Genomic DNA, 12,650 nt, shown 5'->3' on the forward strand with positions numbered 1-12,650 from the left:
GGCTTATTCTCCCACCATCTCAGTATTTGCCGCTCCCGGCGGCACCATCGGATACACTTTTTGCTCAGGGTCGATACGCACGTGGATCAGCGCCGGGCCGGGGCGAGAAATCGCGTCCTGCAGCGCCGCGTGGGCATCCTCTTCGGCGTTCAGATCGCAGGTGTGCAGGCCGAAACCGGCGGCAATCTGCATAAAGTTAATCATCCCCGGATAGGTCGCGGCAAACACGCCCTGCTTGTAGAACAGGCTCTGCTGCTGGTGCACCAGCCCCAGCGCCTCGTTGTTCATCAGGATGATTTTCACGTCTAACTGGTTTTCGGCCGCGGTGGCCATTTCCTGAATGTTCATCATCAGGCTGCCGTCGCCGGAGAAGCAGATGACCTTGCGGTCCGGATTCGCCAGCGCCGCACCAACTGCTGCAGGCAGACCGAAGCCCATGGTTCCCAGACCGCCGGAGGTCAGCCACTGGCGAGGACGGTTCAGCGGGTAGGCCTGCGCGGTCCACATCTGGTGCTGTCCCACGTCGGTGGTGATAATCGCGCTGTCGTCCACGCAGGCGGCAACGGCGTTGATAAGACCGTAGTGGCTCAGCGGATCGCCTTCGGTTGGGATGGCGCCCGGGAACTCGCGCTGCAGATCGGCCACCAGCTTACGCCAGTCGGCGCGCTCGGCTGCGTCCGTCTGCGGGATCAGCTGCGCCAGCACCTCGGCCACGTCGCCCTGAATCGCCACGTGCGGCTGCTTGATTTTACCCAGCTCGGCGCGGTCGATATCCACGTGAATGATTTTGGCGTTCGGACAGAACTGCTCGGTTTTGCCAATCGCCCGGTCATCAAAACGTGCGCCCATAACAATCAGCAAATCCGCCTCTTGCAGGATGTAGTTGGTGCTGCGCGCGCCGTGCATGCCCAGCATGCCGAGAGAGAGCGGGTGCGCTTTAGGCAGCATGCCCAGCGCCATCAGGGTCATGGTGGTCGGCAGGTTGGCTTTTTCCGCAAACTGGCGGATTTCATCCGCAGCGTTGATGGCCCCACCGCCCAGATAGAGCACCGGGCGTTTGGCGGCGTTAATCATAGCGGCGGCGTCGCGCACGCTCTCAGCGCTGAATTCCGGCGCGGGGGCACGCTCGCCCGGCTCCGGCAGGACGTCTATCTCGATCTCTGCGGTCTGGACATCCTTAGGAATGTCTATCCACACCGGGCCCGGGCGGCCGGACTGCGCAATGCGGAACGCATCGCTAATAACCTGAGGAAGCTCGCTGATGTCGCGAACTAAATAGTTATGTTTGGTGATGGGGATAGAGATGCCGTAGGTGTCCACTTCCTGGAACGCATCGGTGCCGATCATTGAGGACGGTACCTGGCCGGTAATGCAGATCAGCGGAATGGAGTCGAGACGCGCGTCGGCGATGGCGGTGACCAGGTTGGTTGCGCCCGGGCCGCTGCAGGCCATACAGACCGCCGGTTTGCCCTGCGTACGCGCCATGCCCTGAGCAATAAAGCCTGCCCCCTGCTCGTGGCGCGCCAGCACGTGGCGGATCTGCGTGCTTTGGCTTAACGCATCGTACAGCGGCAGCACCGTGCCACCCGGGATGCCCGCAACCGTGGTGATGCCCTGCCGTTCCAGCAGATGAACGATCAGCTGCGCGCCAGTAAAACGCGTCTTGGTGGATGTTGTGCCCGAACTTGCCATGCTCCAGTCCTTTTCTTCTGGGCCGACGTTCCGGGGAGGGTCCTAAACGAAAAACCCCGCCCGGTTTGCGCCGGCGGGGTTTTGGATTCGTGTGTTGATCCAGTCCCTACGGCGCATTGCCGACGACCACCACCACACGCACGACGACCACTGCGGCTGGTTGCGCAGTTTTTAGTAGGGTCGAAGTGAAGATGGATGAAGTCATTGGGGACCTGTGTTTGGAATCATTGATGGAATTTATACAAACACAGGTTTTCGGGCGTGACAATGGAAATATTTTCATCTGCGCAAAAATGCGTCAGGGATCACGTTTCAGTAGGTTGCTGGCTCATTCCAGGAATCGCTGTAGATGACATTGCCGTCGCAATGCTTCCAGGTGATTTTCTCGTAGCGTATGAGAACCGTTTCAAGGTGTGTTCCGGTGTTTGCGCCGGGATACAGGTCTGGTGTGATTGAGGTTATTTTCACATTCTCCAGGAGGATATTAAAATACTCCTGTTCTAAACCCGCCTCATTAATCTGGTACATCTTAATGGTGGCTGACTGGAGCGTTCTTCCTGTACTCAGCGCCCGAAATAAAACCGGGGTTACACGATCAAATTCCTTCTGAAACATAACGGGCATGTGTATGCGCGTCCCCGTCAATTTCCCGGTATTCCCGTTGACTGGAATGTTAACATTATGAGTGAACGATTTGAGTTCAATTGCACCTTCACGTCCTGACACAAGGCAAGGTCCAACCATGGGAGAACCATTTTCATCTGTTAGAAACAAATAAGCTGGGTTTGACATAAAAAATCCTTTTTATAAATTCAATCGTACTTATCAAAGCGGCCGAAAATTATCGGATGCACAATAATAAACACAACAATAGAAATGAATGTTAGTAATACCCAGTGGTCAGGCACCAACCAAAGGAACAAAGAGGCGCACGCAAAAATATAAACGGGGAATAAAACATCCGAAAACAGAATTGATAGCAGACTCTTAAACATGCCTCTTGTCCTTTAAGTCGTCATAAATTGCATCGAAATCCTTATAGAATCCCATTTGTACTTTCTTAATGAGCTCGGACAGGAAAGGCTCAATAAAGTAGTAAAGCATCTCCAGTTGTGCGGCATAGAGGGTGGCGTAATACTGAGGGTCCAGTGTTTTCAGGCGACGGGTAGCAAGAGCGCACTTCTGGTCTGTTCCAATCAATTGAAGCGCCATGACAACGTTAGGTACGCGGCGTGCAAGCCGTTCGACGACGATTTCAGAGAGCAGGCCTGATTCGGAAAGGGATTTGGCCAGCCCCAATGCTATCGCTAAACGCATGGCCTTGTTTGTTGGTATGTTTTTAACAAGTCCGGTGAATTTTGAATCCATCTTACGAACGAGATTTTGTTCATTTCCATTTTCAGAATCGGTAATAACACGTTCAAAATAAAGGTATAGCATGCGTGCTATTACATCGCGATAACGGTAAAGCGAGAGAATTGAGAGGTACATTCTCTTTTCTTCTGAGAGAAGCTCATCACACACATCGTGATAGCTCGGGATTACGCATGATGAGTACCAACTCACACGCTCCATTCCTGAGTAAATATCAGAACCGATCCCCTTTAATGCTCTCCATGTCCCTGCAACGCCTTGCTGTCCATAAATAGCCAACTGCCTGTCACTCTGGAACTTCATCTTTAAATAATCAGATGCTTGCATAATGTATCCATACAATATTTGCGGCTCTGAAAATATACCCTGGAAAGCGCTGAGTTTCAAACAAGTGAAATTATTTCAACTAAACATTCACGTAAAAAATAAGTTGGCTCACTTTTATTTATTATTGTTATACGCGAAGTAATTAAATTACTTGAGAGGTATTAGTAAGTTATATTAGTTTACACATTAAGTGGTGTTATCTTATAAAATGAATCTAATACCTCTCCATTAAATAGAGTGGTTTAAACGATCCTGGCTAGCCCACTTCGAAGCCAAGCAGCAGAACCCTCGCTCATCGAGCAGTTTTTTATGAGGCAGACCAGAAAACAAAAAACCCCGCCGGAGCGAGGTTTTTATCAGGGTTTTGCGGTTGGTCGCCGCAGAACACACTGTGTTACGTCAACGCAAAAAGTATACGCGATCGAAGACGAACGCGCAATTCCGGCACGGATTTTGACGCTTTTGAGTATGGATCGCCTTCCTGATTTTGTCCAAAAAACACTGTTCATGCATACAGTATTTATCTATACTGAGGGTGTTCACAGTGAGCGAGGGGGCCGCAGTTTTACCGGCGCAAAGAAGTCCTGGCTGAAACGGGTGGTGCCGTCAGTGCCTTAACCCCTGAAGTGAGCACACTGTGTTACGTCAATCCAGGTGCTGGCAACAGGCGGCGGAAAGGTACGCCAGCATCGTGCTCCTTTTAACCAAAAGGAGACGCGTATGAGCGTAGTGGATATGGTGATACTTATCCTCAAACTCATTGTTGCTGTACTGCAACTACTTGATGCTGTCCTGAAATTCCTTCGGTAATTCAGGTTCAAGTCGCACCTGAGAGGGGCGGGCAACCGCCCCTCTTTAATAACGAGGGAATGCTATGTCGCGTCTGTTAATTGAGCCCGTCACACCAGATGAGCCGGGGTATATCGCCCTGAAGGCTGAAAGTATCGCATTGAATTTCAACATGCTGCGCAGGCTGGAAGATAACTGGCAGCGTGGTGAGAACCGCTTTAACGCGCCGGGTGAAAAGCTGCTGGGCGCGTTTCTCAACGGCAGGCTGGTCGGCGTGTGCGGCCTCAACCGCGATCCGTTCAGTCAGCAGCCGCGCGCCGGACGTATTCGCCATCTCTATGTCAGCGAGAAGTGCCGCGGGCTGGGCATTGGCAAACAGCTTTTAACCGTGGTGATGGCCGATGCCAGCATCTGGTTTGATTTCCTGAATACCCACGCACCGGAGAGCGCGTACGGCTTCTATCGCCAGGCGGGTTTTACGCTGGTCTCGGACGAGCCGCGGGTGACGCACCGCCTTTTTTGTGCCGTGTAGCCGGCTGGCAGCATCAGGGTGTGAATGTTACAGTTGAGTGACAATTCACCACCCGATACGCTATGACCATCACCGTTTTTTGCATTTTGCTCTTCGCCGCGCTGCTGCATGCCAGCTGGAACGCCATCGTTAAGGCCGGAACGGACAAGCTCTATTCCGCCATAAGCGTCAGCGGATCCGCCACGGTTATCGCTCTGGTCTTACTGCCGTTTTCCCCACAGCCATCTGCTGCAAGCTGGCCGTTTTTGATCGTCTCCTGCGCCTTACAGGTTGTGTACACCGTGCTGGTAGCGAAAACCTATCAGGTCTCCGATATGAGCCAGACCTATCCGCTGATGCGCGGCACCGCCCCGCTGCTGGTGGCGCTGATCGGCGTGCTGGCGCTCGGCGATCGTCTCTCGTGGCTCGCCTGGTCCGGTATCGGAGTAATTTGCCTGTCAATTCTGGCGATGGCGATGCATGGCCGCATACGGTCACGCAAAGGGATCGGGCTGGCGCTGCTGAACGCCTGCTTTATTGCCGGGTATACGCTGGTGGATGGCACCGGCGTGCGTCTGTCGAACACCGCGCTGGGCTATACGCTGTGGACCTTCTTTATGAACGGCTTCTGCCTGTTGAGTTGGGCAATGGTGGCGCGTCGGCGCGAGGCGTCCAGCTACCTGCGCCTGCACTGGAAAAAGGGGCTGCTCGGCGGAGTGGGAACCATGGGATCTTACGGTCTGGCGCTTTGGGCAATGACGCAGGCGCCGCTGGCGGTGGTCGCGGCGCTGCGTGAAACCTCCATACTCTTTGGGGCACTGATCGCGTTTGTCCTTTTAAAAGAGAAGGTTGCGGGCCTGCGTATCGCGGCGGCGCTGGGTATTGCCGGCGGCGCTATTCTGCTGCGCATGGCGTAAATCACTGGCAACATTAGTTGCCGATCTTGTTTACAAATCCTGCCTTTCCCGGTTTTTTCATTCACCACGACAATGCTTAAATTGTCATCTCTCTGTGGTAGATTCCTCGCGCATTTATGGGAATGCGCAGTCACTTATTCTTCATTTTTCTCTTTTGGCAAAAGTATTCAGCGACATGAAAAAACAAAGGAACGTTAACTTATTGTTGATGCTGGTGTTACTGGTGGCCGTCGGTCAGATGGCGCAAACCATCTACATTCCGGCGATTGCCGACATGGCAAAGGAATTGAACGTCCGCGAGGGCGCGGTGCAGAGCGTGATGGCAGCCTACCTGCTGACCTATGGCGTTTCGCAGCTCTTTTACGGCCCGCTGTCTGACCGCGTCGGGCGTCGCCCGGTGATCCTGGTGGGCATGAGCATTTTCATGGTGGCGACGGTGATTGCCATTACCACGCACAGCCTGACCGTATTGATTGCCGCCAGTGCCCTGCAGGGCGTCGGGACCGGCGTCGGTGGGGTGATGGCGCGAACCTTACCGCGCGATATGTATCAGGGCACCCAGCTCCGTCATGCCAACAGCTTGTTGAATATGGGAATTCTGGTCAGCCCGCTTCTCGCCCCGCTGATTGGCGGCCTGCTGGACACGATGTGGTCCTGGCGCGCCTGCTACGCCTTCCTGCTGGTGCTGTGCGTGATTGTCACCTTCAGCATGGCGCGCTGGATGCCGGAAACGCGCCCGCAGGACGCGCCGCGCACGAAGCTCATCACCAGCTATAAAACGCTGTTTGGCAACGGGTCGTTTACCTGCTACCTGCTGATGCTGATCGGCGGCCTGGCGGGCATTGCGGTGTTTGAAGCCTGTTCCGGCGTGCTGCTGGGCGCGGGTCTGGGCCTGAACAGCATGGTCGTGAGTATTCTGTTTATTCTGCCGATCCCGGCGGCGTTCTTCGGCGCGTGGTTTGCCGGACGCCCGAACAAACGCTTCTCCACCCTGATGTGGCAGTCGGTGATCAGCTGTCTGCTGGCGGGCCTGATGATGTGGATACCGGGGCTATTTGGCGTGATGACGGTCTGGACGCTGCTCATCCCGGCAGCGCTGTTCTTCTTCGGCGCGGGGATGCTGTTCCCGCTGGCGACCAGCGGCGCGATGGAGCCGTTCCCGTTCCTCGCAGGCACGGCTGGCGCGCTGGTGGGCGGTTTGCAGAATATCGGCTCCGGCGCGCTGGCCTGGCTCTCGGCGATGATGCCGCAGACCGGGCAGGCTAGTTTGGGCCTGCTGATGACGCTGATGGGGCTGCTGATTTTACTGTGCTGGCTGCCGCTGGCGTCGCGTGTTCCGCATCACGAGCAGCCGGTTTAACCGCATGATGGCCCGGCTTCTCGCCGGGCTTTTCACAGACGGGCGCAATCATCGCCTGCAACAACGGCTCCGGCGCGGGCCGCCAGGCCCCCTCTTCCCCATCGTAAAACTGGAAATCCGCGTTCAGCGCATACGGGATTTTCGCCTTTTGCAGCTCGCAGGCCATAAAGGTGGAGAACGCCATTTGCGAAGCGGTTGGCGTGAGGTGGTTTGACTCTCCCACGCCCCAGCCCCCGACCCAGCTAACGTGCCCGGTTTTTTGCTGCCAGCGCAGCGCGGTATTGATGCGATTATGGATAGCCGCTTTCTCCGCCGCCGTGCCGGACGTCCACGGGTATTTACCGCTATTTTTCAGCGGCCCCCACGGGAAAATATGCCACTCCGCCAGCAGGTAGTTTTGACTGTGCGCGGGCAGCTTCAGGCTGGATAAATCCTCCGGCGCGGCGCGCAGGCGTGGCGCAACAAAGATCATGCGCTGCGGGTCCATGTCGTGGATCGCTTTAATGGTTTTTTCATACACGCGGTTTAGCGACGCGAGGTTGTGGTTAAGCTTGTCGGCCGGCTCATAGATGAGATCAAAACCCAGCAGCGGATAGCTCTGACCGAAATAGTGCGCCACGGCAATCCACCAGTTGATCGTCTCTTTCTCGTTATCGGCTTTCGGGTCGTTTTTATATTCATCAGCCTGATAAGCGATAATCGGGATCACGCCATACTGCTCGCAGGCTTCTACCAGCTTGCGCAGGTGAATTAGCCGCGCTTCCGTCGGCTCATCGGCGACGCGAATGCGCACGTGGGTAATGCCTTTTGCACGAAAATCGCGTACCACCAGCGGGTCGAATTCGCGTATGCCGCGCTCGGTGCGCGCCCAGTCCACATCCATCCCGACGCCCAGCTGCTGCGCATAACGGGCAGCCGTCAGCGGCGGCTCAGCGGCAATCGCCCAGCCGGAAGAGATCAGTAATGCACAGGCAATAAAAGGCTTTAACACGGTTTACCCTGGATAAATCGAAAGCATTACCTGTATTTAGCACGCTTTTTCACATTTCGTGTAGAGCGAAAGCGTAATAATTCTTCAACCTGCCAGTTCTCTCAGCCAGCCGATAAAGGCGTCTATTTTCGGCCACTGACGACCGGAAAGGGTCGAGATATAGTAGTGCTGATGGCATCTCAGGGTCTTTTCACCAAACGGGGCGATAAGCTCGCCCCGTTCAAGCCGTTTCTGCACCAGCCGCTTTCTGCCCATCGCGACGCCGACGTGGTTGATGGCCGCAATAATCGCTAAATCGGAACGATCGAAACCAATGCCCGACGATGGCGGCATATTCACCGCAAAGTGTTGCGCCCAGCTCAGCCACTCATCCGTCCCGGAATCGTTGCTCCAGGCCTGACGGTCGTGCAGTAGCGTGCAGTGGCTGAGGTTATCGGGGTTTTTCAGCAGTTCATGCTCGCGGGCATACTGCGGTGAGCAGACGGGCAAAATCTCCTCGTCCATCAGGAAGTGATGAGAGAGATGGTTTGGCGGCGTATCGTCGAAATAGAGCGCCAGATCGACGCCCGTTCGCTGCATATTGACGTAATCATTGCCGGTCAGGACGGTGAGTGAAATCGACGGATAGCGGCGGGTAAAGTCCCCCAGCATGGGCACCAGCCAGCACTGGGCGATCGACGGCCGGGAGTAGACCGTCAGCGTGCCGGACAGCGCCTGGTTTTTGATATCCAGGATCTCCTGATTCAGGGTATCGAGGGATGATTTCAGCGTCCAGTAAACGCGCTTTCCCTCCTGCGTCAGCTCAACTTTACGGTGCGAGCGGACAAACAGCTGAATGCCCAGCTCCTCTTCCAGCAGGTTGATGCGGTGGCTCACCGCGCTGGGGCTGAGCGACAGCTCCTCCGCCGCCAGGGCGAAGGACTCATGCCGGGCGGCCACTTCAAAGGTATACATTTTCGACAGCTGCCAGCCGTTTAACAGGCGGTTTCTGGCTTCATTCGCATCGGTCATCACAATTCTCACGTGGGTTTTCTGCGCTCAGCATACCGCTCAAGGGTGAATTTATGTGAACCTAATACGAATTAAGTGCGCTTTTTAGAGCGCAGTCACTCAGTTGATCCAATCTGGCTCACCTGAACGCCAATTTATATCGTTTGTCAGCCCACGCCGTTTTTTCGTCCAATACCCACAGATGACATAAGGGTGAGGTGAGATATGGGATCTCAGGTCTGGGTTGTGGCAACGCTGCTGGTCAGCATTGTGTTGATTGTTTTAACCATCGTAAAACTGAAGTTTCACCCGTTCCTCGCGCTGCTGCTGGCGAGCTTTTTCGTCGGCGCGATGATGGGGATGAGCCCGCTGGATATGGTGAACGCCATCGAGAGCGGAATTGGCGGTACGCTGGGCTTCCTGGCGGCGGTGATTGGTCTGGGCACCATTCTCGGCAAGATGATGGAAGTCTCCGGCGCGGCCGAACGCATCGGGATCGCACTGCAGCGCTGCCGCTGGCTGTCGGCGGACGTGATTATGGTGCTGGTGGGCCTTATCTGCGGGATCACGCTATTCGTGGAAGTGGGCGTGGTATTGCTGATCCCGCTGGCGTTTTCCATCGCCAAAAAGACCAATACGTCTCTGCTCAAGCTGGCCATTCCGCTCTGTACCGCGCTGATGGCGGTGCATTGCGTAGTGCCGCCGCATCCGGCCGCGCTGTTTGTGACCAATAAATTAGGCGCGGACGTCGGAACGGTCATTGTCTACGGTTTGATGGTGGGCCTGATGGCCTCGCTGGTCGGCGGCCCGCTGTTCCTGAAACTGCTCGGCAACCGGCTGCCGTTTAAACCGGTTCCGGCGGAATTTTCAGACATGAAGGTGCGGGAAGAGCACACCCTGCCGTCGCTGGGCGCCACGCTGTTCACGGTGCTGCTGCCGATTGCCCTGATGCTGGTGAAAACCATCGCCGAGCTGAATATGGCGAAAGAAGGCACGCTGTATACGCTGCTGGAGTTTATCGGCAACCCGATCACCGCGATGTTTATCGCCGTGTTTGTCGCCTACTACCTGCTGGGGATACGCCAGCATATGGGCATGGGCACGATGCTGACGCATACCGAGCACGGCTTCGGCTCTATCGCCAACATTTTGCTGATTATCGGCGCGGGCGGCGCGTTTAACGCCATCCTGAAAACCAGCGGACTGGCGGACTCGCTGGCGCATATTCTCTCGAACCTGCACATGCACCCTATCCTGCTCGCCTGGCTGGTGGCGCTGGTGCTGCATGCCGCCGTCGGCTCCGCGACGGTGGCGATGATGGGCGCCACGGCGATAGTCGCGCCGATGCTGCCGCTCTACCCGAACGTGAGCCCGGAGATCATCACCATTGCCATCGGTTCCGGTGCCATTGGCTGCACGATCGTGACCGATTCTCTCTTCTGGCTGGTGAAGCAATACTGCGGCGCTACCCTGAACGAGACCTTCAAATACTATACGACGGCGACGTTTATCGCCTCGGTGCTTGCACTTGGCGGCACATTCCTGCTTTCCTTCATTATCTGAGCGCGAAGAGACGTATTATGGAAAACGCAACTATCACTACTTTAACCGCACAGTTTCCTCTGGTTGAGGATCTGATTGCTCTGAAAGAAACCACCTGGCTTAACCCGCGCACCACGACGCTTGCAGAAGGGTTGCCGTACGTCGGGCTGACCAAAGCCGACGTGGACGACGCGCACGCGCGCCTCAACCGCTTCGCGCCGTACCTGGCGAAAGCCTTCCCGGAAACGGCGGCAACGGGCGGGATTATCGAATCCGAACTGGTTGCCATCCCGGCGATGCAAAAGCGGCTGGAGAAAGAATCTGCGAAGTCTATTCCCGGCACGCTGCTGCTGAAAAAAGACAGCCATCTGCCGATCTCCGGCTCGATCAAAGCGCGCGGCGGCATCTATGAGGTGCTGACCCATGCGGAAAAACTGGCGCTGGAAGCCGGGTTGCTGAGCGTTGAAGACGACTACAGGGTTCTGCTGGAACCGCGCTTTAAGGACTTCTTCAGCCAGTACAGCATTGCGGTAGGCTCAACCGGCAACCTTGGGATGTCCATCGGCATTATGAGCGCCCGCATCGGCTTTAAGGTGACGGTGCATATGTCTGCCGACGCCCGCGAATGGAAGAAAGCCAAACTGCGCAGCCACGGCGTCATCGTCGTGGAATATGAGCAGGATTACGGCGTGGCGGTGGAGCAGGGACGAAAAGCGGCGGAAAGCGATCCGAACTGTTTCTTCATTGACGATGAAAACTCCCGCACCCTTTTCCTGGGCTACGCCGTTGCAGGCGAGCGGCTAAAGGCGCAGTTTGCCGAACAGGGCCGCGTGGTGGATGCCGATCATCCCCTGTACGTCTACCTGCCGTGCGGCGTTGGCGGCGGCCCTGGCGGCGTGGCGTTTGGCCTGAAGCTGGCCTTTGGCGATAACGTCCACTGCTTCTTCGCGGAGCCAACGCACTCCCCGTGCATGCTGCTCGGCGTCTACACCGGCCTGCACGATGAGATCGCGGTGCAGGATCTGGGCATTGATAACGTGACGGCGGCGGACGGTCTGGCGGTAGGGCGCGCCTCCGGCTTCGTGGGCCGCGCGATGGAGCGCCTGCTCGACGGGTTCTATACGCTCTCCGATCAGAGCATGTACGACATGCTCGGCTGGCTGGCGCAGGAGGAGGGCATTCGCCTGGAGCCGTCGGCGCTGGCGGGGATGGCCGGTCCAGTGCGCGTTCATTCGCATACCAACGTTACCCACCTGGTTTGGGCGACCGGCGGCGGGATGGTGCCGGAAGACGAGATGGCGAAGTATCTGGCGAAAGGGAAGTAATTATGCCGGGTGGCGGCTGCGCCTTACCCGGCCTACGGTTCGCGGCAGTTGCAGGCCCGGTAAAGCGTAGCCGCCACCGGGCTTACAGGCTCAAAATTTGCTGAATATGAGTTACCGCAAACAGCAGCGACAGCGAGAGAACAGCGAGCGCGATCAGGAACTTATCCCGCACCGCCTTCGGCTGTACAAAATCGTTCTGCGCCACGTCCATCAGGTTACGGCTGCGGGTATAGCGCCATAAAATAATGGCCACCAGCGCCAGCACAATAATGGAAATCCAGAATGGCACCCCTGTGCGGTGCCAGTTGTGCTTGATCGCCAGGGCAATCAGCGCGCCATACCCCAGCAGCGTGCGCAGCCAGGCGAGCGACGTCCGCTCCGGCTGCAGGCCGGGGTCCGCTTCGCGCCGCGCTTTGCGGCTATCCGCCATAGAACACCAGCACCATCACCACGCCCGCCACCGTCAGCAGAATCGTGCTGATAATCAGCAGCCCGCGCGTATAGGGCAGATCCTGCTTCAGACGCATCGCCTTCTCATTGCGCAGCCAGCGCAGGTAGCCGTAAATCGCCAGCACGCCCGCAAACAGGCACAGCAGCAGCGCCAGCACTTCGCGAATCAGCGGCGTGGCGAAATCGGGCGCGAGCTGATCGAGACCCACCCCTGCGGCAAGAAAGCCCAGCGCGGTGCGGATCCACGCTAAAAAAGTGCGTTCATTAGCCAGAGAGAAGCGGTAGTCCGGCGCTTCGCCGAGGCGGGAAATTTTCATGAGGGTTCCTTGTCGTGCTCCAGGCAGGCTTCAGCATAGCGTAAATCGACAAGGACAAGGAGACC

General features: G+C 56.6%; 15 protein-coding genes. 7 read left to right on the forward strand and 8 right to left on the reverse strand.

Translation table 11 applies throughout. The features are described from left to right. Window positions 1-3: 3 nt before the first annotated feature. From ilvB to ACOTZC_RS15640, 4 genes are all read right to left on the reverse strand, one after another. A complete protein-coding gene (gene ilvB, locus ACOTZC_RS15625; protein ID WP_045354668.1) occupies window positions 4-1,692 on the reverse strand; it encodes an acetolactate synthase large subunit in 1,689 nt (562 codons plus the stop codon). Between the two features lie 106 nt (window positions 1,693-1,798). Next, entirely contained in the window at window positions 1,799-1,897 is a 99-nt protein-coding gene (gene ivbL, locus ACOTZC_RS15630; protein ID WP_057979964.1) for an ilvB operon leader peptide IvbL, read from the reverse strand. 107 nt (window positions 1,898-2,004) lie between these two features. Further along, window positions 2,005-2,484 (reverse strand): Hcp family type VI secretion system effector, encoded by a 480-nt coding sequence (locus tag ACOTZC_RS15635; RefSeq protein ID WP_126303945.1) that lies wholly within the window; start codon window positions 2,482-2,484, stop codon window positions 2,005-2,007. A gap of 195 nt (window positions 2,485-2,679) precedes the next feature. After that, the gene (locus ACOTZC_RS15640) at window positions 2,680-3,393 is read right to left on the reverse strand and encodes a hypothetical protein (protein ID WP_126303947.1); all 714 of its coding nucleotides are present in this window, start codon (window positions 3,391-3,393) and stop codon (window positions 2,680-2,682) included. A gap of 309 nt (window positions 3,394-3,702) precedes the next feature. Between ACOTZC_RS15640 and ACOTZC_RS15645 the strand changes: the two genes are divergently transcribed. From ACOTZC_RS15645 to emrD, 5 genes are all read left to right on the forward strand, one after another. Further along, window positions 3,703-4,011 (forward strand): hypothetical protein, encoded by a 309-nt coding sequence (locus tag ACOTZC_RS15645; RefSeq protein WP_164554888.1) that lies wholly within the window; start codon window positions 3,703-3,705, stop codon window positions 4,009-4,011. 102 nt (window positions 4,012-4,113) lie between these two features. Continuing rightward, entirely contained in the window at window positions 4,114-4,203 is a 90-nt protein-coding gene (gene tisB / locus ACOTZC_RS15650) for a type I toxin-antitoxin system toxin TisB (protein ID WP_023309830.1), read from the forward strand. A 64-nt stretch (window positions 4,204-4,267) separates the two neighbouring features. After that, window positions 4,268-4,714 carry a GNAT family N-acetyltransferase gene (locus ACOTZC_RS15655; RefSeq protein ID WP_023309829.1) on the forward strand — a complete coding sequence of 149 codons (447 nt, stop codon included), beginning with the start codon at window positions 4,268-4,270 and terminating at the stop codon, window positions 4,712-4,714. A 62-nt stretch (window positions 4,715-4,776) separates the two neighbouring features. Then, window positions 4,777-5,610, forward strand: coding sequence for an EamA family transporter (locus ACOTZC_RS15660; protein WP_023309828.1), 834 nt, complete (start codon window positions 4,777-4,779; stop codon window positions 5,608-5,610). A gap of 175 nt (window positions 5,611-5,785) precedes the next feature. Beyond that, window positions 5,786-6,970, forward strand: a complete 1,185-nt coding sequence (emrD, locus tag ACOTZC_RS15665) for a multidrug efflux MFS transporter EmrD (protein ID WP_126303949.1) — start codon at window positions 5,786-5,788, stop codon at window positions 6,968-6,970. On the opposite strand, the gene ACOTZC_RS15670 is transcribed toward emrD, so the two are convergent. Continuing rightward, the gene (locus ACOTZC_RS15670) at window positions 6,873-7,961 is read right to left on the reverse strand and encodes a cellulase family glycosylhydrolase (RefSeq protein WP_023309826.1); all 1,089 of its coding nucleotides are present in this window, start codon (window positions 7,959-7,961) and stop codon (window positions 6,873-6,875) included. The genes emrD and ACOTZC_RS15670 overlap by 98 nt on opposite strands. An 84-nt stretch (window positions 7,962-8,045) precedes the next feature. Continuing rightward, window positions 8,046-8,972 (reverse strand): DNA-binding transcriptional regulator DsdC, encoded by a 927-nt coding sequence (dsdC, locus tag ACOTZC_RS15675; RefSeq protein WP_126303951.1) that lies wholly within the window; start codon window positions 8,970-8,972, stop codon window positions 8,046-8,048. 204 nt (window positions 8,973-9,176) lie between these two features. On the opposite strand from dsdC, the gene dsdX reads away from it, so the two are divergent. Both dsdX and dsdA read left to right on the forward strand, forming a co-directional pair. Beyond that, the gene (gene dsdX, locus ACOTZC_RS15680) at window positions 9,177-10,514 is read left to right on the forward strand and encodes a D-serine transporter DsdX (RefSeq protein WP_126303953.1); all 1,338 of its coding nucleotides are present in this window, start codon (window positions 9,177-9,179) and stop codon (window positions 10,512-10,514) included. 17 nt (window positions 10,515-10,531) lie between these two features. Continuing rightward, the gene (gene dsdA / locus ACOTZC_RS15685) at window positions 10,532-11,818 is read left to right on the forward strand and encodes a D-serine ammonia-lyase (protein ID WP_421635867.1); all 1,287 of its coding nucleotides are present in this window, start codon (window positions 10,532-10,534) and stop codon (window positions 11,816-11,818) included. Between the two features lie 82 nt (window positions 11,819-11,900). On the opposite strand, the gene ACOTZC_RS15690 is transcribed toward dsdA, so the two are convergent. Both ACOTZC_RS15690 and ACOTZC_RS15695 read right to left on the reverse strand, forming a co-directional pair. After that, window positions 11,901-12,248, reverse strand: a complete 348-nt coding sequence (locus tag ACOTZC_RS15690; protein ID WP_023309822.1) for a DUF202 domain-containing protein — start codon at window positions 12,246-12,248, stop codon at window positions 11,901-11,903. Next, window positions 12,238-12,585, reverse strand: coding sequence for a YidH family protein (locus ACOTZC_RS15695; protein ID WP_023309821.1), 348 nt, complete (start codon window positions 12,583-12,585; stop codon window positions 12,238-12,240). Before ACOTZC_RS15695 ends, ACOTZC_RS15690 begins: the two co-directional genes overlap by 11 nt. Window positions 12,586-12,650 lie beyond the last annotated feature (65 nt).

It is taken from the genome of Enterobacter cloacae complex sp. SHL009 (assembly GCF_049237205.1).
GTDB classification, from domain to species: domain Bacteria; phylum Pseudomonadota; class Gammaproteobacteria; order Enterobacterales; family Enterobacteriaceae; genus Enterobacter; species Enterobacter cloacae_M.